The organism is Streptococcus sp. 477 (assembly GCF_013277295.1).
GTDB classification, from domain to species: Bacteria; Bacillota; Bacilli; order Lactobacillales; family Streptococcaceae; genus Streptococcus; species Streptococcus pseudopneumoniae.
Map to the genome: position 1 here is coordinate 36,814 of NZ_VMMQ01000016.1, position 24,623 is coordinate 61,436.

A 24,623-nucleotide genomic window follows, 5' to 3' on the forward strand; every position below is an offset into this window, starting at 1 on the left:
CTTAGTTGCTCTCGGTTATAACTACCTATATTCTATCACAAAAATAGGAGCAGTTTAATTGACTGTTCCTGTTTTTTTATTACAAATATTCTCGAACAATTATCGTCACAACAGAATATAATTCATAGTTTACGTTTAAGTACTATTTTGTTACTAACTAGCTAACAAAAAGAGTGAGGAAATCAAACGTTTCCACCACTCTTTTGTATTCTATTATAGATAAATCGATGTTCTTTCACTATCTATTTTCTCTGTAATTTCAAATGATTTATCTTTCAGATTAGCTCTTAATTCTGCCACTGTATTGGCATCGGTATTGGTCCAACTGATGTGGATAGTATTAGCGTCTTCCATGTCAACAGTAAACTCTCCATCAAATGCTGCGCTGCTATTACGGAATTTGAGCAGATTGAACAAGGACAACTGGGCGTTGAACTTCTCGCTCAATTTCTTCCAAATCATAATAGTGACGGTTGATGTTGCGGCCTTCTTTGGTTGATTCGAGCAATTCGATATCATTTTCTCCTGCCAACAAGCCAACGTAGTAAATCTGCGGAATACCTTGTGCAAAACATTGAAGCACACGTGCCAAGAGATAGGCTTGGCCATTATTTCCTAAAACTGAATAGTAGGTACAATTTATCTTATAAATATCCAAATTGTTGTAGTCCTCTGTTTTGACATTTGCTCCTTGGGCATAGAGGGCTTCTCTTGTCACCTCTGTTTCCTCATCTGTCAGCAAGTCCTTGACATCGACCACTCCGTGTCCAAGGTTGTAAATTGCTTGCGAGGGCAGATTTCCATCCAGTGAACAAGACGGTTGACATTACCTGAATAAAGAGCATGAAGAACCAGCATCGGAAGGGCAAAGTCATAGACATAGTAGTCTTGCTCAGCGATTTTTTGCTGAATGGTGTAATGTTCATGAATTTCTGGAAGAATTTCCACTCCTTTTGGTGCCAATAGCTGACGCGGAAAATGAAGCATTTCCCAAATATCTGGCTCAACAAAGAAACAGTTGGTGCCGATTTTCTTATTGGCGTAGGCAAAGGCGTCCAAGCGAATAATGGAAGCTCCGTGGTCCGCCAGCTGTTCCAGATTTTCCTGAATAAAGCGACGAGTTGTTTCTGTTGTCACATCGAGGTCGATCTGTTGCTCATCAAAGGTACACCAAACTTTTTCCTTACTACCATCAGCAAACTTGGCAATGCGATAGGGAGCACGTGGCTTCCGTTTGTAAATCAGGTCTACATCTTCCTGAGTCGGCCCACTGTTTGGCCAAAAATTTTTGTAGCGGATAAACAAATCCGCATAGGCAGACTCATCTTTCTTTTCTAGGAAATCAAGGAAAAAGGCGACTTGGCTGAGATATGGTTAATCATGAAATCAAACATGAGGTAGTAGTCTTGACTGAGTGCCTCAATATCGCTCCAATCTCTAAAAGCCTCATCAACCTTGGTATAGTCCATGGGTGCAAACCCGCGGTCGCCTGACGATGGAAAGAAGGGAAGAATATGGACCCCACCGACCACATCTTTCAAAGGGCCTTCTAAGACCTACTTCAAGTCTTTCAGATTTTTTCCAAGACTGTCTGAATAGGTAATTAACATTGCTTGATTTTTTACTTTCATAACTTGCTCTATTTACCTTCCTCAAAGCGTTTATAGACTGCTATAAATTCCTCAGCAATCGTTCTAAAACCTTCTGCACTCATTAACTGATCCTCAGCGTGCATCAGAAGTAGACCTGTTTGGCTTAATGCCCCATTCATTTCTTTTGTCAAAAGTGAGTGGTGAGCATTGTGTCCCTGTACAAATGCTTCTTCGCCTTGTTTAATTCTATCTTTAGCCTGCTCGAATTCACCCTGCTTAGCCAATTGAATAGCATCGATGTACATAGATTTTGCTGTTCCTACATAGGTGATAATTTGAAAACACACTTCGAGTACTTTTTCGTCCATTTTAATACCTCTCTTACCAATCTTCGTCTTCTAAATCGCTTGTTTCTTGCATTACAGCTTGTAAAGCTTGTTTATCCATCTGTTTAATAAATGGATAATAAACAAAGAAAGACATAACCAAAATAAGTGTTTGCAACAAGGCTGTTTTCCAACCACCGATGATAAATCCTGAAATAATTGGAGGACAAGTCCACGGAACTTGAACGGCACCATACATAGGTGTCAGTCCAAAATAAATCGCTGAATACTGGATGATACAAGATAAAATAGGCGTTAATATAAAGGGAGTTGCTAAAACTGGGTTCATTACAATCGGCAAACCAAAGAGCACCGGCTCATTGATATTAAAGATGGCTGGAACCATTTCAAGACGTCCAAGAATTTTTAGTTGTTTTGATTTTGCAAATGCAACCATGTAAACTACCAAACCAATCGTAATCCCGGCACCTGTAACATTGATAAATTGATCAAAAAATTGAATCGTCACAATATGACCACCATTGGCTAGATTTAATTCAAGGCCCTTATCTAAAATGGCTTGGTTTTCCAAAGCATTCGCCTGTAGCAAGCCACTCATGATGCCACCAACTACAGTTGAGCCGTGCACCCCAAACATCCATAAGAATGGTACAAGGAAACACATAAGCACCGCACCAAACAATGAGTCAGTCAAGCCTTGCATTGGTGTTTGAATAAGATTATAAATCATTTCAATCGTTGTGACCTTAAACAATTGTTCAACAAGTCCGACAAAGATCGTTGCCGCTGTGATGATAACAGTAGCAGGAATCAAGGCTGAAAATGCGTTGGCTACACCAGTTGGTACGCCATCTGGCATTTTGATTTTGATATTTTTCTTCAAAAACCAAGAATAGCTTGCTCCTACAATCAAACCAACGATAATGGCACCAATCATCCCTTTCCCGGAAGTCCAATCCTTCAGAATAATGTTACCAACTACATCCCCATTTTTAGAAATCAAACTGGAGGGCTGGATTAGCAAGAAAACTGCTAGGGCAATGACACCTGCCCCAAGCGGCTCCTGTTTTTCTAGCTTAGCATAGGTATACGCAATCCCAATGACTGTTACAATCGCACTGATATTAAAGGTTGCACCAATTGCTTGATTGAGAACAGGGGTAATACCACTAGTTTCTAACATCGTTGCTAGAGCTGGAACTGGAAGATTGGCCAAGATAAGAAAGATGGAGCCAACAATCAACAATGGCATAGAGAAAACAATACCATCTTTTATCGCTGTTACACCTTTGGTATTGACAAAGGCCATCATCCCATCAACAAACTTTTTAATCAGTTTATCCTTCATCATCTTCTCCTTATTTTTTCATCATGTAAGCTTGTTTAAGAACTGCCATACCGTTTGCAGTGCCATAATCAGCCATTGCAATCACTTCTACAGGAACATTGTGAGAAGCACAAATTTCTTTTGCTTTTTCAAGTTGGAAACCAACCTGTGGGCCTAATAGAGCCACATCAATATCTCCAACTCTTTGTTCCAATTCACTGATGGAATAAGCTGCAATTGTTGCATCTTTCCCTTTTTTCTGAGCCGCTTCTTTCATTCGCTCAACCAAAATACTTGTTGACATACCTGCTGCACAAAACAATCCAATATTCATTTTAATTACTCCTTATAATTCGTTTCCATTTGATGTAATCACTTTTTGATACCATGTAAAGGAATCTTTCTTCATTCGTTGCAAAGTTCCTTCGCCATTATTATTCTTATCGACATAGATAAAGCCATAACGCTTCTCCATTTCACCTGTACCAGCACTAACAATATCGATACAGCCCCAAGGGGTATAACCAATGACATTTACGCCATCTTCTTCAATCGCTAACATCATTTGTTCAATGTGTTGTTTGAGGTAATCAATGCGGTAAGAATCATGGATTCCATCAGGCTCTACCTTATCATAAGCACCGAATCCATTTTCAACTATAAAAAGCGGACAATGATAGCGATCGTATAAAAGATTTAAGCTATAGCGTAATCCCTCAGGATCAATCTGCCAACCCCAATCGCTTGATTCAATATAGGGATTTTTCTTAGTATAAACATCTTTGAAAAGTTCTTCTGTTTCCTCAGATGCTGTAGCAGTCACTGTATCACTCATATAGTAACTCAAGCCAATATAATCTACACAACCTTCTTTTAGAGTTTCTAGATCTTCTGGTAAAATATCCAGTTTGATATTATTTTTTCGACAAAAGGCCTCGATATAGTAAGGACGCTCTCCAAAAACATGAAGATCTCCATAGTGAAATAAACGATGCTCCATTGCCTTCTGGCTAGCAAGTATATCTTTTGTATCACATGTATTCGGATAAAATGGTACCATTGCCAGCATACAACCAATTTTGAAATTTTTATTGATTTTCCGACCCAATTGTACAACTTTTGCAGAAGCCACTGACTGATAATGGATAACCTGCTGTAGTACCTCAACTGGATTTTCATCTTCTTGATAAATGACACCAGAATTAGTCCATGAGCACCAAGGAACATTAATTGCACCTTGATTATTGATCTCGTTAAAGGTCATCCAATACTTAACTTTGTCCTTATATCGTTCCATGACGACTTCCGCAAAACGAACAAAGAAATCAATCAACTTGCGATTACGCCAAGCACCATACTTAGTAACTAGATGATAGGGCATTTCAAAGTGACTGAGTGTGATGACCGGTTCAATTTGACGAGCTAGCAGCTGATCAAATAAATCATCATAAAATTTCAACCCTTCTTCGTTAGGTTCTTCTTCATCTCCATTTGGGAAGATACGAGTCCAGGCAATCGAAGTTCGAAAACACTTAAATCCCATCTCAGCGAATAATTGTATATCGTCCTTATAGGTTCTGTAAAAATCTATTGCATCATGATTCGGATAATATTCGTCAGGTAAGACGCCATCAGTAATCTGTCGAGAGTGGGTAGCACTTCCAACCGTCATCACATCGGCTATCGAAATGCCTTTTCCACCTTTATCATATCCTCCTTCAATTTGGTGAGCAGCAACTGCCCCACCCCATAAAAAGCCTTCTGGTATTTTTGCCATTTTACCAATCCTTTCTGTATTTTGTACTAGCGCTATGAACAAGTCTATTTTATAACATACTGTATCTGCTGACAATAGATATTGAGATAGAAAATAAATGTACAGTCGAACAATATTTGTTACATAAAAAAAACAAGAGTTTTCACTCCTATTTTTTTAAATAAACTTGGTAACGTAAGGATTCTAAAAAATAGACAACTGGAATCTGAGTGGTCAAATTAGTGGAACGTAGCGAGGAATCTGCGTAGGCAACTGGCATAAAGTAGGATAAATTTATATCCGATAGCTGTGATAAAGTGGAAATATCTGTATTTGTCAGACTAACAATCTTAGCATTTCTTTCTTTGAATCCCTGTACCAGAGTTAGAACTTCTTCTGTCTCACCGCTGACACTTAGAGCAATAACCAAAACATCCTCCAAATTAGAATGATGCAATTTCAGAGAATAAAATGGGTTAGTAATAGCAAAGCTAAGAATACCGATTCCAGAAAAAAGATATGAGCCATATTCTGCCAAACTTAGACTAGTACCCACCCCTAAAAAGATAACTTGTTTGGCTTGAACGATCAAGTCTGCTATCTCTGATAGTTGTTTTTTTAAAGCTTCATCTTGGACACTAGTCTGTAAAAATTGTATTGCTGGAATATCAATAGGAAAGTAGTGACGATGTTTATTTTCCTTATCTTCCGACCTTGACAAAGCATATTTTAAATCATTGTAGCTATCAAATCCCATCTTTTTCGCAAAACGAATGATGGTTGTTGTCGATAGATTTATAGATGTCGATAGCTCTCTGATAGTCATCGTAGCAACTTTATCTCTATGTTGCAATATAAAATTATACACGCTTAATTCACTATTATTTAGCCCTTTTACTTTATGATAATCAAATAAATTCATAGACACCCTTATGCTTTTGTAGTATATAGTTGTTTCATTAACATTTCAATAATAAGAATAACAGGTACCTGCGTCGTAATATTAAACCCATTTAAAAATAATTGAGGAACATGATAGGTTATGGAGCAATCAGATAGCCTTGACAATGTTGATTCCAATGTATTTGTGATGGCAATAACTGGACAACCTTTTTCCTTTAATTTTTGTACAATTTTCAATGTTTGAGAAGTCTCACCAGATTCGGATAAGGCAATGACACAAGTTTTTTCCATACTGTTTTGTAGCACTGGTTGCCAAGGATCTTCAATACACATACTAAATTTGCCAATATTTGAAAAATAGCGCGCTCCATATCGACCTAAAGTTCCAGAGGAACCAATTCCGACAAAAACAATCTGTTCAACTTTCTTTAAGATTGCCACAGCCTCCATAATCAGCTGCAAAAAAGTATCTTGCTCAGTATAATCAATGAATAGCTTCAAAGAATGATTGTTTTGATTGTTTAAAATAATTTGCTCATTTTTTAAATATTCTTTATAAGCAATCTTAAAATGGCTATATCCATCAAATCCTAGATGCTTGCAAAATCGTTGTACGGTTCCAACTGATACATGTGCAAGTTGGGCCAATTCCTTGATTGTCATAGAGGATATATTTTCATTTTCTAAAATAGTTGTATAAATAGCATTTTCTAAGTCGTTAAAACTTGCTACAACCTCATAACTAAACATATAATTCCTTTTTCTATCTCTATTGATTTGCTTACAATGTAACAAAAAACTAATAACCAAAGTGTTCCACACTAAAATAATGGAGAGCATAATGGCTATAAAACCAAGTCAGCATTAAAATCTATTAGAAAACCAGACGAATCAGATTTGTCTAACGAGACATGGTTAAGAGAAAATACTTTAAAACAGTATTGCCTTATGTCCTAGATTATATCATATTTTTGAGCATACTTTGAGTATTGTTAGTTAATTGACTTAAAAGAAACATAACAAGAGCTTATCTCTATTAAATTGTATCAATTTCAATCGCCCATTCTGGAGATATGTAAGGTGTGGACGTTTCTATTCCCACAATCTCCTTGTCAATGGAAACAAACACGTACCCACAGGGTAAATGGAAATAGAAACTGATAATTTCTAGCTATCACTTCTATTCATTCCAAAAATTTTCTCACTCTGATACTTCCCCACGCCAATACAAAAAGCCTTGCAATCAAGGCTTTTCGTTATCCCTTTCATTCAAAGGTTTCTAGGTTTTTACGAGCAGAGCAACACACTCCACGTGGTGCGTCTGCGGAAAAAGATCAACCGGCTGGACTTTCTTCAATTCATATCCCAATTCTTGGTAGAGTTTGATATCACGCGCCATGGTTGCGACATTACATGAGATATAGGCGATGCGGTTAGCTCCTGTTTGGGTACTAGCTTTGATAAAACTCTCGGTGAGTCCTTTTCTTGGTGGATCAACTAGGATAAGGCTTGGTTGAATTCCATCTTTAAGCCAATTCTTCATGGCGTTTTCAGCTGTGTCACAGACATAGTTGGCATTTGAAATATTGTTCAGTTGAGCATTCTTCTTACTATTCTCAACCGCTTCTGGAATTACTTCAACACCATAGACTTCCTTGACGTGTTTCGCAACAGAAATACCAATCGTCCCGATACCAGAATAGGCATCAATGACCACATCATCTTCTTTTAATTCAGCAAAGTCAATAGCTGTTTGATAAAGTTTTTCAGCCATTTCAGTATTGACTTGATAAAAGGCAGGGCCAGCGATTTGGTAGTCATTTCCCAACATCTGGTCAGTGATAAAATCTTGTCCATAAAGCGTACGCCATTCCTTACCAAAAATAGCATTAGTGTTCTGGTCATTGATATTTTGCATAACAGACACAATCTCTGGAAACTGCTTGATGACTTGTTCAATCAATTGGTCAACACGAAAAACTTTGGGACGAGTTGTCACCAAAATGACCATGATTTGCCCTGAATAGTGCCCACGACGCACCACAAGATTTCGAATCAAGCCAGATTGTTCCTTTTCATCATAAGGTTTCAAATCATAACGACGTAGCAAGTCACGTAGACCTACTACTACCTCATCAATCACAGAATCTTGTATAAAGAAATCTTCCAAAGGCATGAGGTCGTGGGAATTCTTACGGAAAAATCCTGTTTCCAAAACACCATTCACTCGACGAACAGGGACCTGTGCTTTGTTACGGTACTTGACTGGATTTTCCATACCTAAAGTTTCAGCAACCTCTATATCATCAATTCCAGCAATCTTATATAGACTGTCTTTGACTTGCTTGGTTTTAAACTTGAGCTGTTCTGGATAGGCAAGATGACCTAAATCCGCGATTCCTGAACGCAGGTAAGCCAAATCTAAATCTTGATTACGGTGTGGTGATTGGACAAGGTATTCTTCAACTTTCCCAAAACCAATCTTTTTATTAACCTTGAGGACACGCATAAGGATTTTTTCACTCGGTAAAGCATTCTCAACAAAAAATACCAAACCATCCACCTTGGCAACTCCTGCCCCTTCATGGGTCAAGTCAACAATCTCAACTTCTACAATATCATTTTTCTTTAACATTATTTTCTCTTTCTATTGGCCGACAAAAAAGACGGCAACGTTAGGGTTACCATCTATTATACCATGAAATTTCTTAAGAACCAAAACTCTTGAAGAAGTTGACAATGGCTTGCCAGAGGGAACTTAAGAAGTTCCCACCGTCCTCTAGCGCCTTATCAGCATCAAAGTTAAGGTTGATATTTTTAAAACTGTCGCCAGCTTGTGAAACAATACTTTGTTTAAGGTCATTTAGAGTTTTAGTGAAGTCTGTATTGCTAAGAATATCACTTTTTGAGAGATTCAAAGCAAAATTGATGATGATATTGATTTGGTTTCCTGTTATAACCTGATCAAGTTTGTAATTTTTCAAGGTATCTTCAACAATTTTACGGACATCTTCCTCTGTCAGATTTCCCTTACTTTCTTTAGCTTTGGCGAGTCCTGACTTAATATCTGCTAAGGCAACGTTTAATTTATTAGCATCATAGCCTGTTTTGTCCTTGTTTTCAGCATTGATATCGGACAAAGCCTTTAGCTCTTCTTGAGCCAAATCTTTGTTGGCTTGTGGCACCTTGGCTCCATTAGCTTCTAGAGAATAATAAATCCCTGCTAAAGCACTCTCACCTGTAACTGGAATAGGGGCTGCTACAGTGATTTTAGCATGTTCCACACCCAAGGTTACTGCTGCATTTCGGTACATATCCTGAGTCACCTTAGTGATGTTCTCTGGTGTTTCAATCTTGACCTCAAGTGGCGACTTGTCACCTAGTTTTTGAATCTTGGCTGATGAATACAATTGTAAGCTAGAGTCATTGGCCACATTCATAATCTTAGAATAGACATCAGGTGTCATGGTCTTGAGTTCTTTGGTGTCTGTTGAGGCATTGTAGCCTAGTTTTTTAAGGGTTTGATTTTTTTGATCTTCAGACAATGATGAACCTAGGACATATTCAGGTTGAACATAGGTTTCATCGATAACTTTTTGAACATCTGTTGCTGCATGGGCGCTATTCATAGCTGTTACTGCCCACAAGACCGCAGCACTGGTCAGAAAGAGTTTCTTTCTCATAGGGAATTCCCTCCTTTACCTTTTTAGAGTAATATATCTATCTTAAAGAAAACTTATAACAAAAACACCTGGATTAGCCAGATGTTGAAAAGAGAGTGAAACATTTGATGATGTAAAGGTTAAGATGAACCTGCCTAGAATAGTAATAGTTTCCTCCATTTACATAAAGTTCAGCACCGTGAAAAATGGAAATAGGGTGAATATAACTATAAGTCTTTCCAGTGGTATTACCAAGCAAGGGAGCAACAGTCTCACGAGAGTACTGTTTGGCCAGAGCCAAGGTATTTTCCTTGCCATTTTGGGCGATAAAATCGATATAGGCTGGTCCAAAATTATAGGCTTGAACAGCCGTCCAGACATCAACACCCTGCTTCTGGGCCAGATAGAGATTGTCTGTCAGAGTTTGAACGCCTTGCCGAATGCTAGAGGCGTTATCATTTATGGTGTTGGTGGAACCACTGGCAGACTCACTAGACTGCATGACGTCGCCTTCTTTTCCTTTTGTTTCGGTATAAATCATAGCGAGCACAAGCTCTTCGTTTGCTGGGGTGTCTTTTTCACTCAAGATTTCTCGCACCATGGGTTGATAGGTCATAACTTGCTTAACATCTTGGTGAATGCGGTAAGCTTTATATCCAGCAAAAAGGAAGACTGCTAGTACAAGCACTCTTCGAATTCGTTTAAACATTATTTACTTTGGATATCCTCGATATTTTTGATTAAGATAGAGTAGGTTCCATTGTCGTTTTGGATAAACTCAACAGACTCGGCGTCTTGATAGACGTTATTGGGAACGATGAGCTCAATTCCATTTGACAAGGAAAGTTTTTGATTTTCAAATTTCTTTAATTGGCGACTGGCATCAATTTCATCAAATTGAACAGGTTCTGGTACGGCTTCTTTGACTTGGTCAATAAAGCTCAAACGAGCCGTCAGATTGTTGTCAAAAAGGTCATTGGCCAGTTTCTCTGGTGACAATTCATTGCTTTCTTCTAGGTTGTTGAAAATCGCTGATTTGACCTTGGATTGAAATTGAAAATCATCTGTGTTAAAAGTCTCAGCAATGCGCTGTGCTGTTTTTTCCAATTCCTTGATAGATTTCTTAGGAGAAATCTTAGGAGCGACAGCAAGAAGATTATCTGAAAAATAGTTCAAGAAAGCCCCGTTATACTTGATTCGTTTTTCAATCAGATGGTACTTGCGACTCTGAAGATTAACCACCAAGGCCTCATCAGCCCCTGTTCCAAATCCAGGCAGGTTATTCTGAGTCAGCTTGATTGGATTATCAACTTCTCCTCCGAGGTGAGTCAAGGTCTCACGCAGGGCAATTCTCAAGAAAGCGAAATGTTCCACACCTTCTTTAGACAATTGCACAAAAATCAAGTCATTGGTCTTGAGATTTTCAGAAATGCTAAACTCCTCTTTCCAGAGATTAGCCAGTGTTACTGATGTCTCCAATAAATCGTCTGTGATGTGATTGAAGAAGGGATTTTCTTCCTCGAAAATCCCAGTCTTGGCTTCATCTGAATACACACGTTCAATTTTTTTACGCAGGTATTCTTCGATTTTTGGAGTAATATTGAGAAGCTTATCCGCTAGGAACAGCTCGGTATCAGCCGGACTGAACTGGTGAATAATGGCTTTCTTAATATAAATGTCCATAAAAGTTTTAGTCCTCGTATAATGGGAAGGCGTCTGTCAACACTTTGACTTCACTTCTCACTTCTTCTAAGACAGCTTCATTTTCTGCATTCTTAAGGGTTTTAATGATGAGTTCAGCCACTTTGCGACTCTCTTCTTCACCAAATCCACGCGCAGTAATGGCTGCAGATCCGATACGAATCCCACTTGTCTTGAATGGTGACAAGGTTTCGTAAGGGATTGAGTTTTTATTTAGGGTAATATTGACTTCATCCAGCAAGTTTTGGGCAACTTTTCCGTTTTCTACAACTTTAGTCACATCCACTAGGAAGAGGTGATTTTCAGTCCCACCAGAAATGATACGGAAATCAGTGTCTTGCAAGAAAACATCTGCCATAGCCTTGCTGTTCTTGATAACATTAGCAGCATATTCCTTGAAGGCTGGATCTAATACTTCTTTGAAAGAAACAGCTTTAGCTGCTACAACATGCTCCAAAGGGCCGCCCTGAATACCAGGGAAAATAGCTGAATTGATTTTCTTAGCAAGTTCTTCGTCATTAGTCAAAATCAAACCACCACGTGGTCCACGAAGGGTTTTGTGGGTCGTTGTTGTAGTGATATGAGCGTATGGTACTGGGCTTGGATGAAGGCCAGCCGCAACCAAACCAGCGATATGAGCCATATCTACCATGAGCTTAGCACCAACGGCATCTGCAATTTCACGGAATTTTGAAAAGTCGATAATTTGAGAATAGGCTGAAGCACCTGCTACGATCAATTTTGGTTTTACTTCTTGGGCTTGCTTCAATATAGCATCAAAGTCCAATAATTCCGTTTCAGGATCTACACTATAAGAAACAAAGTTGTAGGTTTGACCTGAGAAGCTAACTGGAGCTCCGTGGGTCAAGTGTCCACCTGCTGCTAAATCCATCCCCATAACGGTATCACCTGGCCCAATCAAGGCCATGTAAGCCGCACAGTTGGCTTGGCTTCCTGAGTGAGGTTGGACATTAGCAAATTTTGCACCGAAAATTTCTTTTGCGCGTTCAATAGCAAGAGTCTCTACCACGTCTACCACATCCGTTCCACCATAATAACGGCGGCCTGGGTAACCCTCGGCATATTTGTTTGTCAAGATAGACCCTTGAGCTGCCATAACAGCCTTGGAAACTACGTTTTCCGAAGCAATCAACTCGATATTATTCTGTTGGCGTTCTTCTTCTTTGGCAATAGCATTCCAGAGATCAGCATCGTATGCTTTAAAATCATCTTTGTCAAAAATCATAGGTCTTCTCCTTTTATTGTGTGACTAGTCCATTAGTTTAATTTTCTTATTAGAAAATCAAACTAAAAGATGCAAATAAACCGTTTCTGCATTTTATCACAAGTATAACCAACTTTTTCATAAAATGCATGAGCACCCAGACGATGATCGGCAGAGTTTAAGCGGATAAACCCATAACCACGTCTTTTTGCTTCTTCTTCCAACCCTTGTAATAAGCTTTTACCAATACCTTGACCTTGCGCTTGAGGTGAAACTGCTAAAGCTAAAATATTAAATCCTGCTTTAGAATAAAGTGATTCATAGACCTCAGCGTGGACATATCCAAGCAAGGCATGACTAGCTTCATTCTCATAGCCAAGTAGGAAATGATGGGAATCCTGAGATAGTCTAGCAAATTGACTAGCCGTGTCCTCTGGACTAAAAGAATAACCCAAAGCCTCTTGGTTGATCTCACATATAGCGTTCACATCAGTTTCTCTTAAATCTCTTAGCATCTCATTCCTCCTCAAAAGAAATCTCTGGCAACTGAGCAAGAATATCTTCTCGCTTAATGGCCCCTTGGCGTAAGATTTTCACCTTGTCTCCAGACAAGTCCAAAATAGTCGAATCCTGTCCAGTTAGAAAAGCATCGTCTTCTAGACCCAAAACCTCTTGGTCAAAATCCTTCAGAATTTGTTCAAAGGTTACACCACTTGACTGACCTGAAATATTGGCAGACGGCCCAATCAAGGGTCCCGTCTCTCTAATCAAATCAAGCGTGATGGGATGACTAGGCATCCGAAATCCCACCGTTGCGAGACCCGAATTGACCCAATAGGGAACTCGGTCATTAGCTTCGAGAATAATGGTCAAGGGACCTGGTAAAAAGGTCTCTACAAGTTTTTGAAGATAAGTTGGCTGATTCTTTGAAAAGTGCAAGATATCCTCTAAAGAGGCAATATTGAGATTGAGTGCCTTGTCTCTGGGACGACGTTTAATCTGGTATACATGATTAACTGCTTTTTCGTCTAGAGCCTTGGCAAAAAGACCATAAACAGTCTCTGTAGGCAGAACAACAGCTCCACCCTTTTCCAACTCTTGCCTAATCCTGTCCATCATCAACCACAACCATCCTATCTTGACCAAATTGATCCTTAAGCGTTCTTACACGTTTTTCAGGAAGATGCTTCCTAAAAAGTTCAGGAACACTTTGACCTTGCTTGTATCCAATTTCAAGGTAAATCTTACCACCATCTTTGAGATAGTCTTTTGCATCTTCCGCAATTCTACGGTAAATAGCTAGGCCATCCTCGTCTGCAAAGAGAGCTAGATGAGGCTCCGAATGCAAAACATTCAAGCCAACCTCTGACTCATCTTCACGAGAGATATAGGGTGGATTGGAAACAATTATATCATATTTTTCAGAAATTTCTGTAAAACAGTCAGATTTTTTTAAAAATATTTGAAGATTTTGATTTTTAGCATTTTCGTTAGCTAAATCTAAAGCATCTTGGGAAATATCTGCTGCTGTCACTGACCAATCTGGTCTATTTTTTGCTAGAGCGAGAGCAATAGCTCCACTACCTGTCCCGATATCTAGGACCTTAAGATTTTCTTCAGAATTTTCAGCCAGGATAAGCTCGACTAATTCCTCTGTCTCTGGACGGGGAATCAAAACCCGCTCATCAACTTTTAACTGCATTCCATAAAAATCTGCCTGTCCGATGATATACTGTGCTGGTTTATGATCTACTAACTGTTGAAAAATTCCTTTTACAAATTGTTTTTCTTCCTCTGTTACCTCTTTCTGGAGGGCAAAAACAAAATCTGTGAAAGGAAGATTTTTCAGGCCACGATAGACAAAAGAGAGGCTTTCAGCTTCCTCTCCTTGTCTTATCAACTCTTCTTCAAAATCTGAAAATAATTGAGCTAATATCATTATTTATTTAATTCTTCTAATTTTTGTGTTTGGTCATAGAGCACCAAAGCATCCACAACCTCATCCAATTTACCAGATAAAATAGTATCTAGTTTTTGGAGAGTCAAGCCGATACGGTGGTCTGTGACACGGTTTTGTGGGAAGTTATAAGTACGAATACGTTCTGAACGGTCACCAGTACCGATTGTTGATTTACGCTCAGCGTCTTGTTCATCCTGAGCAATTTGTGCAAAGTGGTCAGCAACACGCGCACGGATGATTTTCATGGCTTTCTCACGGTTCTTCTGCTGGGTACGTTCTTCCTGCATCTCAACTTTAATATTGGTTGGCAAGTGAACGATACGAACGGCTGTCGCAACCTTGTTGACGTTCTGTCCACCAGCACCAGAGGCGTGATAGATGTCGACACGAAGGTCTTTTGGATCAATGTCGTATTCAACCTCTTCAACTTCTGGCATAACAAGAACTGTCGCTGTCGAAGTATGAACACGGCCTTGGCTTTCTGTCACAGGGACACGTTGCACACGGTGGGCACCTGATTCGTACTTGAGTTTAGAGTAAACCGACTGACCAGAAACCATAGCAACCACTTCTTTAAAACCACCGACACCGTTCATAGAGGCTTCCATGACTTCAAAGCGCCAACCTTGGGCTTCCGCATACTTTTGGTACATAGTTAGCAAATCTCCAGCGAAAAGTGCCGCTTCGTCTCCACCAGCTGCTCCACGGATTTCAAGGATGATATTCTTGTCATCGTTTGGATCCTTTGGAAGGAGCAAAATTTTCAGTTTTTCTTCATATTCTTCTTTTTCAGCCTTGGCATCTTTGAGTTCTTGCTTGGCCATTTCTTCCAAGTCCGCATCTCCGCCTGATTCCTTAATCATCTCTTCGGCATCGACGATATTTTGAAGGACTTGTTTATACTCACGGTAGGCTATTACGGTGTCACGATTGGAAGCTTCTTCTTTTGAAAGCTCCATAAAACGCTTGGTGTCTGAAACGACATCAGGGTCACTCAGCAATTCTCCTAGTTCTTCATAACGGTCTTCTACAGCTTGTAGTTGATCATAGATGTTCATTTTTCTTCATTCTCCTTATTGATTTCAGGGGCAAAATAATGTTTACGGCAAACCGAGATATAGGTTTCATTACCACCAATCTGGATCTGTTCTCCATCGTAAACGGGCAGTCCATCCTGTGTTCGCAACACCATGGTCGCCTTTTTCTTGCAATACTGACAGATGGTCTTGATTTCGTCAATCTTGTCTGCTAAAAGCAAGAGATATTTGGAACCTTCGAACAATTCATTGCGAAAGTCATTTTTCAAGCCAAAAGCCATGACGGGTATGTCTAACTCGTCCACAACACGAGCTAGGTCGTAAACATGGTGGCGTTTAAGAAACTGGGCTTCATCGACCAAAACACAATAAGGTTTTTCTGGTAGGTCTCGGATATAGCCAAAGATATCCGTTGTTTCCTCAATCGCAAGGGCAGGGCGTTTCATGCCAATTCGACTCGACACATAGCCAACACCGTCACGCGTATCCAGAGCCGAGGTCATAATCACAACACCTTTTCCTTGCTCCTCATAGTTATAGGCCACCTTGAGAATCTCAATCGTCTTACCAGAGTTCATGGTCCCATAACGATAATACAACTGTGCCATGTTTCTTGCTTCACGTCCATTTCTAAATTTTTGCTACATTCTAGTATATCATAATTTTCTTAAGCTTTAAACGGCAAAATGTGGTAAAATAGAAGAAATCAAAAACTAGTGGAGGAAGCTATTATGCCATTTGTACGCATCGATTTATTTGAAGGACGCACGCTCGAGCAAAAGAAAGCTCTTGCTAAGGAAGTAACAGAAGCTATTGTCCGTAACACTGGAGCCCCTCAATCTGCTGTCCATGTCATCATCAACGACATGCCAGAAGGAACTTACTTCCCACAAGGGGAAATGCGCACCAAATAAGCTAGCTTAAGCAGAATTGCTTAGGCTTTTTCAATCCCCAAGTAGCATCCATTGAAGAAATATCCTAAATTTGTTACAATTTGAAAAGAGACTTGGAAAAATTTCCAAGAAGAGAGCTATTTATTAAAGGAAACATTATGATTACACGTGAATTTGATACCATCGCTGCTATCTCTACTCCACTAGGTGAAGGGGCTATTGGTATTGTCCGCCTAAGCGGAACAGAAAGTTTTGCTATTGCGCAAAAGATTTTTAAAGGAAAAGACTTGAACAAGGTTGCCAGCCACACTCTCAACTACGGTCACATCGTTGCCCCTCAGACAGGAAAAGTCATGGACGAGGTTATGGTTGGAGCCATGAAGTCTCCAAAGACCTTCACTCGTGAGGATATTATCGAGATTAACACCCACGGTGGGATTGCGGTGACTAATGAAATTCTCCAACTAGCTATCCGTGAAGGAGCTCGATTGGCTGAACCTGGTGAATTTACTAAACGGGCCTTTCTAAACGGTCGTGTAGATTTGACACAGGCTGAGGCAGTGATGGACATCATCCGTGCCAAGACTGACAAGGCCATGAACATTGCAGTTAAGCAATTAGACGGCTCCCTTTCTGACCTGATTAACAATACCCGTCAAGAAATCCTTAACACACTTGCCCAAGTTGAGGTCAATATCGATTATCCTGAGTACGACGATGTTGAGGAAGCCACTACTGCTGTTGTCCGAGAGAAGACTATGGAGTTTGAGCAATTGCTAACCAATCTCCTCAGGACAGCCCGCCGCGGTAAAATCCTCCGTGAAGGAATTTCAACGGCTATCATCGGACGCCCTAACGTTGGGAAATCAAGCCTTCTCAACAACCTCTTGCGTGAAGACAAGGCAATCGTCACAGATATTGCTGGTACAACCCGTGATGTCATCGAAGAATACGTCAACATCAACGGTGTTCCTCTAAAATTGATTGACACGGCCGGTATTCGTGAAACGGATGATATCGTTGAACAAATCGGTGTCGAGCGTTCGAAAAAAGCCCTCAAGGAAGCTGACCTAGTACTACTAGTGTTAAATGCTAGTGAACCACTAACCGCCCAAGACCGCCAACTCCTAGAAATCAGCCAAGAAACCAACCGAATTATTCTCCTTAACAAAACTGACCTGCCAGAAGTTATTGAAACCTCTGAACTTCCAGAAGATGTCATTCGCATTTCAGTCCTTAAAAACCAAAACATCGATCAGATTGAAGAGAGAATCAACAACCTCTTCTTTGAAAATGCTGGTTTGGTTGAGCAAGATGCTACTTACTTGTCTAATGCCCGTCACATTTCCCTGATTGAAAAAGCAGTTGAAAGCCTACAAGCCGTTAATCAAGGTCTTGAACTGGGTATGCCAGTTGATTTACTTCAAGTTGACTTGACTCGTACTTGGGAAATCCTCGGAGAAATCACTGGTGATGCTGCTCCAGATGAACTCATCACCCAACTCTTTAGCCAATTCTGTTTAGGAAAATAAGAAAAATCCATGATCCTTCATTCGGTCATGGATTTTATTGTCTTCATTAATAATCTGGTCTTAAAACCCCTGTTACAGTTGCCTTAGTTGCTTCGTAGTCGCCATCTACGACGACTTTGATAATGCGTTTGGCATCTTCTTCTGGTGCTGGAACAAGAGGCAGACGAGTTGGGCCAGCTGCAAATCCCATATAGTTGAGAACCGCCTTAACAGGAGCAGGACTTGGATAAGAGAAGAGGGCATTGACTTTAGGAATGAATTTACGTTGAATAGCTGCGGCTTTCTTCATATCGCTTTCTGCAATGGCAGTAAACATCTCGTGCATTTCATCCCCATTTGTATGAGAGGCAACAGAAATAACCCCGTCAGCACCAAGGTTCATGGCATGGAAAGCATCTCCATCCTCACCTGTATATATCAAGAATTCTTCAGGTTTGTGCTCAATCAAGTAAGCCATATTTGCCAAGCTGGTACATTCTTTGACACCGATAATATTTGGATGGTCAGCCAAACGAAGCATGGTTTCTGGAGTTAATTCAACAACTACACGCCCTGGAATATTATAGATAATAATTGGTAAGTCAGAAGCATCTGCAATAGCTTTAAAGTGCTGATACATCCCTTCTTGAGAAGGCTTGTTATAGTATGGTACGATAGCAAGTCCAGCAGCAAAACCGCCGAATTCCGCGACTTCTTTGACAAACTCGATAGAGTCACGCGTATCATTGGTACCAACACCCGCAATCAAAGGAACGCGTCCATTGACAATCTTTTGTACAGCCGCAAACAACTCCAACTCTTCATCGTGAGTCAAGGTTGGACTCTCAGCAGTGGTCCCTGCGAGAAGAATTCCATCCGTATGATGAGCCAACAAATGCTCAATCAAGGCTGGAATAGCATCAAAGTTGATGGAACCATCCTGATGGAAGGGGGTAATAAAGGCTGTGATGATTTTACACTCTTTTAAATCTTGATAAGACATGAAAACACCTCTCTATTTCAAAGAAGGAGTTCATCTGAACTCCTAAACGATATGACTATTTTAATTCAAATTTCAATTCAGCTGTTGGACGAACCAAGCCACGTTCATGAAGAGTTTCAGCAATCTGAACTGAGTTCCAAGCAGCACCTTTGAGCAGGTTGTCTGAAACAACCCACATGTGGATTCCTTTTTCAGCATCCAAGTCTTTACGGATACGACCAACAAAGGTATCACGCGAACCAACTGCATTGATAGCTTGAGGATAAATTTGATGAGCTACATCATCTTCAAGAACAGCACCCGGGAAGGCTGCGATAGCTGCTTTGACTTCTTCGATTGGAGCCACTTCTTTTGTTTCGATATAAACAGACTCAGAGTGAGCTGATAAGACTGGAATACGAACACATGTTGCTGAAACGGCAATACTATCATCTTCCATGATTTTCTTAGTTTCCTTAGTCATCTTCATCTCTTCATAAGTGTAATCATTGTCAGTGAAGACATCAATTTGTGGAAGAGCATTAAAGGCGATAGGATAATGTTTCTTGTCACCACCTGAAGGCAAGATTTCGGCATGCAAATCACGTGGGGTTACACCATCATTCAAGACTTCACGAAGTTCACGTTGTGTCTCAAGAATTGCTCCCATACCAGCACCTGAAACTGCTTGGTAAGTTGAAACAATGATACGGTCCAAGCCCCATTTTTGGCGAACTGGCTCAAGAGCCACCATCATTTGAATTGTTGAACAGTTAGGGCAGGCAATGATCCCATTGTGGGCATCAAGTGCGTGAGCATTGACCTCTGGAACAACCAAAGGAACGTCTGGATTTTGACGGAAGTAAGATGTATTATCTACTACTACCGCTCCAGCTTTAACTGCGTATGGTGCATACTTAGCTGATGTCGAACCACCTGCTGAAAAGAGAGCAATATCAACTCCCTCAAAAGCTGTCTCAGTCGTTTCTTCAATCGTAATATCTTGGTCTTTAAATTTCAAAGTCTTGCCTGCTGAACGTGCAGAAGCAAGTAAACGAATTTTATCGATTGGAAGTGTTGATTCTTCCAACATTTTTATCATCTGAGCACCGACAGCACCTGTCGCGCCGACTACAGCAACTGTATATCCCATAAATAACCTCTTTCGGAATTTTCTAAAAATTTCTATAATAGAAGTATTATACTACTTTTTCCATGAATTGCAAAGCTTTTTTATCATTTTTTGAAAAATAAAAATCCCCAGTCGCTAGACCAAGGACTAAGAGGCATCTTCATGTGATAAGCAGGTTCACACAACTCATCAAGGTCCGCTCCTGCGTTATGACCTCCTTATGCTCAATAGTAGTCCGAAGACTACCTATCGACTCATCGCATATTCTATATTACTAGAGATACTTGATTTTGTCAATAAGAAATTTTTTCGATCGAGTATAACAAAAAACTCTCGTATTCAAGAGTTTCCCTATACATATCATGCTAATTGCCGGGATTGAACCGGCGACCTCATCCTTACCATGGATGCGCTCTGCCAACTGAGCTAAATCAGCTTACTTGAAAAGTATACTATAATCAGAAAAGCTTGTCAAGTTTCCTTAGAAATTTTCTATAAGAAAAAGCCAGGTAAAGGCTACCTAGCTTGTCTTCTTCTATTTGCTTAAATCGATTCGACGACCAATTTTACCAATGATAATCGCTCCAATAATCAATGAGGCAAATTCACCGATTCCTGTTGTAAACCAAGTAAGGAAAAATGGTAATTCTGCTACAATATTTAACTCTGCAGCGATGGTAAACATGGAAATTGAAAAGAGGATTGAAAAGAAGAAATGATCTTTTCGAATCAATCCGTTAAAGAGGTAATCCTTGCTATATTTTGCAAAAAGCCAAACACCTAAACTGAGGAATACCAAGGTTGATCCGCCACCAACAAAGACATCTAGTAGTCCGAAGCTAAAGAAATTAGCAATCATACAACCGATAGTAACTCCGATGATGTACTTGGGATTGTAAAAAGCCATAAAGTTCATCATTTCTGAAATACGAAACTGATAAGCACCATAGCTGATGGCATTTAGGGGCGGTGTGACAGTCAAAACGACATAAATAGCAGCAACGATTGCAATATCTGCAACATCACGAATAGTTAATTTTTTCATTTTTTCTCCTTTGGCGGTTATCCGCGTGTAATATGCTTGGTGAAAGAAGCTAAGCACCAAGGGTTGCTTTATTCAACCTTACTAGTATAGCACAATAGCCTGCTTTATGCTATACTTAAAGCATGAAAAAACCTATTCAAAAATTTTTTAACAATGAAATCTTAGCCTATCTCTTTTTTGGCCTTGCAACAACTCTAGTTTCGATTCTCTCACGACTAGTCATTTATCAACTAAGTCATCAGGAACTCCTTGCTACTGCCCTAGCAAATATTATTGGTATCCTATTTGCCTTTATCACAAATGATACGATTGTATTTAAGCAAGCAAGGAAGAATCGACTTATCCGTTTAGTGAAATTTTCTCTTGCTCGCCTTTCTACTTTTCTGTTAGACTTGTTTTTAACTTTTCTCTTTGTAACCCAATTTCCTCACATCATAGGTCAATTCGTAAATGAAAACATTGATAAGATAAATGCTATTGAAACAATAATTGCACAAATACTCATTATTATCATCAATTATATCTTGAGCAAGGTCTATATTTTTAGAAAATAATGCTCCATTTATGAGCCTTTTAATTGCCTTCTATAATGATTTAGGATACAATGAAACACGAAACGTTGAAAGGAAAACAGTATGTTAAAAAATCTAAAATCATTCTTGCTTCGAGGAAATGTGATTGACCTTGCTGTCGGTGTTGTCATTGCCTCTTCTTTTGGTGCTATCGTTACTTCACTTGTAAACGACATTATCACTCCTCTTATTTTAAATCCCGCTTTGAAAGCTGCTAAAGTCGAACGTATCGCTCAACTTTCTTGGCATGGAGTCGGCTATGGTAACTTTTTAAGTGCTATTATCAATTTTATCTTTGTGGGTACCGCCCTCTTCTTTATTATCAAGGGTATTGAAAAAGCACAGAAACTGACTGGCATAAAGGAAGAAAAAACTGACGAAAAAAAACCAACCGAATTGGAAGTCCTTCAAGAAATCAAAGCTCTTCTTGAGAAAAAATAATCGTTTAAAAGGATCTAGCGCAAAGAAAGCTAAATCCTTTTTTCTTTACTCTTTGGGTAACTTGCCTGCTTTCTCAAGCATTTTTTTGATAAGATAAGGCATCTTAACATTCTCCCGCCCTTTTTTCTCAATCAGTTTTTTCACAAATTCTGGCATTTGTAAATCTTGAGATTCAGCCAAAATGTTTTTCGTCTCGTCTGAAGGAACTAATTCATCAAAGGTTTCTTCTTCCGGGAGAAATTCCTTAAACTCTTGATGTTCATTGGCTCTGACTGTATTGACCAAGGCATCAATTAAACGAGAATCCGTATTTGGCATTGGTGGACGATGGTAGTTCACACCCAATTCTTGACACAAGTCATAACATTCCACATCATTATCAAACAAGACCTCAATATGCTCGCTAATGAAGCTGATAGGAACAAAAATATAATTGTCTGGATGTTCTGTCTGTTCTCTGAGATATTCTAATACATCTGGCTTAATCCATGGAATCCCAATATCACTCTCACTTTGCCAGGTATTTGTATATTGCTCGGAACTCAAACCTAGTTTTTCAGCGACTAACTTGCTATTTTCGAAAATTTGATCGATATAGGGATCACCAAAATCCAAGGCAAAAATGGGCACACTGTGGGCTGAAAAGATGACTTTAAAGCTATCTTGCTTTACTTCTTCTTTTAAAATCTTAGCAATTTCATCTGCCCAATAGTTTAAGAGCGCTTCCTCCTGATACCAGTCCTTAATGACCAAAAATTGAATTTGCTTGCTTTCTAAAAATTTCTCATAGCCCATGACAGAGTAAAAAGAATAATGGGGCTCCAAAATCAAGCAAATACACTGTTCAATGCCGTCTGCTTCCATCTGACCAATCACATCTGGAATAAAAGGTCTGGAAAATTTATTGGAAAAATAAACACTATATTCATTTCCTAGCCTAGCTTCTACCAAGGCAACCTCTTGACGGGTAATTTTTTGCAGAGGAGTACCTCCAATTCGCACATAATTATCATAGAGAGTTTGAATCTCATGGTCTTGAGGTCTCACTCCACGACGAATATTTGTGAAAAAATCAGCTACACCTTCAAAGGTAATCTCTTCTGGCGAACCGAAAGTCATCATTAAAATTGCTTTTTTCATAATCGCTTCCTTGTGATATTTTTATCAAGTTTATTTTATCATGAATCCACTGATAAGTAAACGCTAACATAGCAGATTGCCCTAACTTCTGTCTTTTGTTTTTCTCTTCTTTCTATGATACAATGGAAAAAATGAATTCAAAAGGAGTTTTTTATGACTTATCCAAATCTCTTGAACCGCTTCTTGACCTACGTTAAGGTCAACACGCGCTCTGATGAACACTCTACTACTACTCCAAGTACACAGAGTCAGGTTGACTTTGCAACCAATGTTCTTATTCCTGAAATGAAACGTGTTGGACTGCAAAATGTCTACTACCTTCCGAATGGTTTTGCTATTGGAACCTTGCCAGCCAATGATCCATCTTTAACGCGTAAGATTGGCTTTATCTCCCACATGGATACTGCTGACTTTAATGCCGAAGGAGTTAATCCCCAGGTAATTGAAAACTACGATGGTGGTGTGATTGAACTAGGGAATTCTGGTTTCAAACTCGATCCAGCCGACTTCAAGAGTCTTGAGAAATATCCCGGACAAACGCTCATCACAACCGATGGAACAACCTTGCTAGGTGCTGATGACAAGTCAGGGATTGCTGAAATTATGACTGCCATTGAATATCTAACTGCCCACCCTGAAATCAAGCACTGTGAGATTCGTGTTGGTTTTGGTCCAGATGAGGAAATCGGTGTTGGTGCCAATAAATTTGATGCAGAAGATTTTGATGTGGATTTTGCCTACACTGTTGATGGTGGCCCACTAGGTGAGCTTCAGTACGAGACCTTTTCAGCAGCGGGTGCTGAATTGCATTTCCAAGGCCGTAATGTCCACCCTGGTACTGCCAAAGGGCAAATGGTCAACGCCCTTCAGCTAGCAATTGATTTTCATAATCAACTTCCAGAGAATGACAGACCTGAGTTAACGGATGGTTACCAAGGGTTCTACCATCTTATGGATGTGACTGGTAGTGTCGAGGAGGCGCGTGCAAGCTACATTATTCGTGATTTTGAAAAAGATGCCTTTGAAGCGCGTAAAGCAGCTATGCAGTCTATCGCTGATCAGATGAATCAAGAACTTGGTAGCGACCGTGTCACCCTAAACTTGACAGATCAGTACTACAATATGAAAGAAGTCATTGAAAAAGATATGACTCCAATTACCATTGCTAAAGCCGTTATGGAAGAGCTGGGTATCACTCCTATTATCGAACCAATTCGTGGAGGGACAGACGGCTCTAAGATTTCCTTTATGGGAATCCCAACTCCGAATATCTTTGCGGGAGGAGAAAATATGCACGGACGTTTTGAATACGTCAGCCTTCAGACCATGGAACGTGCAGTTGATACCATCATTGGTATCGTAGCTTATAAAGACTAAAAAGACGAGGTAGCTCAGCT

Annotated in this window: 25 protein-coding genes, 1 tRNA gene, 1 pseudogene and 1 riboswitch; of the genes and pseudogenes, 5 read left to right on the forward strand and 22 right to left on the reverse strand. The window is 39.7% G+C overall.

What is annotated here, in order from left to right; all coding sequences use genetic code 11:
• Nucleotides 1–213: 213 nt before the first annotated feature.
• The 17 genes and pseudogenes from gtfA to HT691_RS03285 form a co-directional block, all read right to left on the reverse strand.
• Nucleotides 214–1,631, reverse strand: a pseudogene (gene gtfA / locus HT691_RS03205) (sucrose phosphorylase).
• A gap of 8 nt (nt 1,632–1,639) precedes the next feature.
• Complete coding sequence (locus tag HT691_RS03210; protein ID WP_000343789.1) at nt 1,640–1,960, reverse strand: PTS lactose/cellobiose transporter subunit IIA; 321 nt, start codon at nt 1,958–1,960, stop codon at nt 1,640–1,642.
• Nucleotides 1,961–1,973: 13 nt separating this feature from the next.
• The gene (locus HT691_RS03215) at nt 1,974–3,287 is read right to left on the reverse strand and encodes a PTS sugar transporter subunit IIC (protein ID WP_031222412.1); all 1,314 of its coding nucleotides are present in this window, start codon (nt 3,285–3,287) and stop codon (nt 1,974–1,976) included.
• A 10-nt stretch (nt 3,288–3,297) separates the two neighbouring features.
• Nucleotides 3,298–3,600, reverse strand: coding sequence for a PTS sugar transporter subunit IIB (locus HT691_RS03220; protein WP_001020606.1), 303 nt, complete (start codon nt 3,598–3,600; stop codon nt 3,298–3,300).
• A 12-nt stretch (nt 3,601–3,612) separates the two neighbouring features.
• Entirely contained in the window at nt 3,613–5,043 is a 1,431-nt protein-coding gene (locus HT691_RS03225) for a 6-phospho-beta-glucosidase (RefSeq protein WP_001062961.1), read from the reverse strand.
• 148 nt (nt 5,044–5,191) lie between these two features.
• Nucleotides 5,192–5,944 (reverse strand): MurR/RpiR family transcriptional regulator, encoded by a 753-nt coding sequence (locus tag HT691_RS03230; protein ID WP_023932686.1) that lies wholly within the window; start codon nt 5,942–5,944, stop codon nt 5,192–5,194.
• An 8-nt stretch (nt 5,945–5,952) separates the two neighbouring features.
• Entirely contained in the window at nt 5,953–6,675 is a 723-nt protein-coding gene (locus HT691_RS03235) for a MurR/RpiR family transcriptional regulator (RefSeq protein WP_000493321.1), read from the reverse strand.
• Between the two features lie 529 nt (nt 6,676–7,204).
• Nucleotides 7,205–8,560 (reverse strand): 23S rRNA (uracil(1939)-C(5))-methyltransferase RlmD, encoded by a 1,356-nt coding sequence (gene rlmD / locus HT691_RS03240; protein WP_000914557.1) that lies wholly within the window; start codon nt 8,558–8,560, stop codon nt 7,205–7,207.
• A 73-nt stretch (nt 8,561–8,633) separates the two neighbouring features.
• Entirely contained in the window at nt 8,634–9,608 is a 975-nt protein-coding gene (locus HT691_RS03245) for a DUF1002 domain-containing protein (RefSeq protein WP_001227752.1), read from the reverse strand.
• A gap of 73 nt (nt 9,609–9,681) precedes the next feature.
• Nucleotides 9,682–10,296, reverse strand: a complete 615-nt coding sequence (gene pmp23 / locus HT691_RS03250; protein ID WP_000476369.1) for a cell wall hydrolase Pmp23 — start codon at nt 10,294–10,296, stop codon at nt 9,682–9,684.
• Nucleotides 10,296–11,270: a nucleoid-associated protein gene (locus tag HT691_RS03255; RefSeq protein WP_000356087.1), complete on the reverse strand. Its 975-nt coding sequence runs from the start codon at nt 11,268–11,270 to the stop codon at nt 10,296–10,298. Before HT691_RS03255 ends, pmp23 begins: the two co-directional genes overlap by 1 nt.
• Nucleotides 11,271–11,277: 7 nt before the next feature.
• Nucleotides 11,278–12,534: a serine hydroxymethyltransferase gene (gene glyA, locus HT691_RS03260; protein ID WP_023932689.1), complete on the reverse strand. Its 1,257-nt coding sequence runs from the start codon at nt 12,532–12,534 to the stop codon at nt 11,278–11,280.
• 62 nt (nt 12,535–12,596) lie between these two features.
• Entirely contained in the window at nt 12,597–13,028 is a 432-nt protein-coding gene (locus HT691_RS03265) for a GNAT family N-acetyltransferase (protein WP_023932691.1), read from the reverse strand.
• A 1-nt stretch (nt 13,029) separates the two neighbouring features.
• Nucleotides 13,030–13,632, reverse strand: coding sequence for an L-threonylcarbamoyladenylate synthase (locus HT691_RS03270; RefSeq protein WP_000969285.1), 603 nt, complete (start codon nt 13,630–13,632; stop codon nt 13,030–13,032).
• Nucleotides 13,616–14,452 carry a peptide chain release factor N(5)-glutamine methyltransferase gene (prmC, locus tag HT691_RS03275; protein ID WP_000599420.1) on the reverse strand — a complete coding sequence of 279 codons (837 nt, stop codon included), beginning with the start codon at nt 14,450–14,452 and terminating at the stop codon, nt 13,616–13,618. The genes HT691_RS03270 and prmC overlap by 17 nt, the downstream gene beginning before the upstream one ends.
• Nucleotides 14,452–15,531, reverse strand: coding sequence for a peptide chain release factor 1 (gene prfA, locus HT691_RS03280; RefSeq protein WP_001028801.1), 1,080 nt, complete (start codon nt 15,529–15,531; stop codon nt 14,452–14,454). The genes prmC and prfA overlap by 1 nt, the downstream gene beginning before the upstream one ends.
• Nucleotides 15,528–16,118, reverse strand: a complete 591-nt coding sequence (locus tag HT691_RS03285) for a thymidine kinase (RefSeq protein ID WP_000068143.1) — start codon at nt 16,116–16,118, stop codon at nt 15,528–15,530. Before HT691_RS03285 ends, prfA begins: the two co-directional genes overlap by 4 nt.
• Before the next feature lie 123 nt (nt 16,119–16,241).
• Here HT691_RS03285 and HT691_RS03290 point away from each other — a divergent pair, with 123 nt between their 5' ends.
• On the forward strand, nt 16,242–16,424 hold the full coding sequence (locus tag HT691_RS03290; RefSeq protein ID WP_001117397.1) for a 4-oxalocrotonate tautomerase: 183 nt from the start codon (nt 16,242–16,244) through the stop codon (nt 16,422–16,424).
• 137 nt (nt 16,425–16,561) lie between these two features.
• Nucleotides 16,562–17,935 (forward strand): tRNA uridine-5-carboxymethylaminomethyl(34) synthesis GTPase MnmE, encoded by a 1,374-nt coding sequence (gene mnmE / locus HT691_RS03295; RefSeq protein WP_023932693.1) that lies wholly within the window; start codon nt 16,562–16,564, stop codon nt 17,933–17,935.
• A 46-nt stretch (nt 17,936–17,981) separates the two neighbouring features.
• Here mnmE and dapA read toward each other — a convergent pair whose 3' ends face one another.
• From dapA to HT691_RS03315, 4 genes are all read right to left on the reverse strand, one after another.
• Nucleotides 17,982–18,917, reverse strand: a complete 936-nt coding sequence (gene dapA / locus HT691_RS03300; protein WP_023932695.1) for a 4-hydroxy-tetrahydrodipicolinate synthase — start codon at nt 18,915–18,917, stop codon at nt 17,982–17,984.
• A 55-nt stretch (nt 18,918–18,972) separates the two neighbouring features.
• Entirely contained in the window at nt 18,973–20,049 is a 1,077-nt protein-coding gene (locus HT691_RS03305; protein ID WP_000542464.1) for an aspartate-semialdehyde dehydrogenase, read from the reverse strand.
• Nucleotides 20,050–20,391: 342 nt separating this feature from the next.
• Nucleotides 20,392–20,464, reverse strand: a tRNA-Thr gene (locus tag HT691_RS03310).
• 99 nt (nt 20,465–20,563) lie between these two features.
• Entirely contained in the window at nt 20,564–21,073 is a 510-nt protein-coding gene (locus HT691_RS03315) for a QueT transporter family protein (RefSeq protein WP_000737071.1), read from the reverse strand.
• Nucleotides 21,071–21,167, reverse strand: a riboswitch (PreQ1 riboswitch). It overlaps the preceding gene by 3 nt.
• Before the next feature lie 28 nt (nt 21,168–21,195).
• Here HT691_RS03315 and HT691_RS03320 point away from each other — a divergent pair.
• Both HT691_RS03320 and mscL read left to right on the forward strand, forming a co-directional pair.
• Complete coding sequence (locus tag HT691_RS03320; protein ID WP_023932699.1) at nt 21,196–21,627, forward strand: GtrA family protein; 432 nt, start codon at nt 21,196–21,198, stop codon at nt 21,625–21,627.
• An 81-nt stretch (nt 21,628–21,708) separates the two neighbouring features.
• Nucleotides 21,709–22,086, forward strand: coding sequence for a large conductance mechanosensitive channel protein MscL (mscL, locus tag HT691_RS03325; RefSeq protein WP_023932701.1), 378 nt, complete (start codon nt 21,709–21,711; stop codon nt 22,084–22,086).
• A 45-nt stretch (nt 22,087–22,131) separates the two neighbouring features.
• Here mscL and hemH read toward each other — a convergent pair whose 3' ends face one another.
• A complete protein-coding gene (gene hemH / locus HT691_RS03330; protein WP_138705921.1) occupies nt 22,132–23,226 on the reverse strand; it encodes a ferrochelatase in 1,095 nt (364 codons plus the stop codon).
• Between the two features lie 153 nt (nt 23,227–23,379).
• On the opposite strand from hemH, the gene pepT reads away from it, so the two are divergent.
• A complete protein-coding gene (gene pepT, locus HT691_RS03335; RefSeq protein ID WP_138705920.1) occupies nt 23,380–24,603 on the forward strand; it encodes a peptidase T in 1,224 nt (407 codons plus the stop codon).
• Nucleotides 24,604–24,623: the final 20 nt, after the last annotated feature.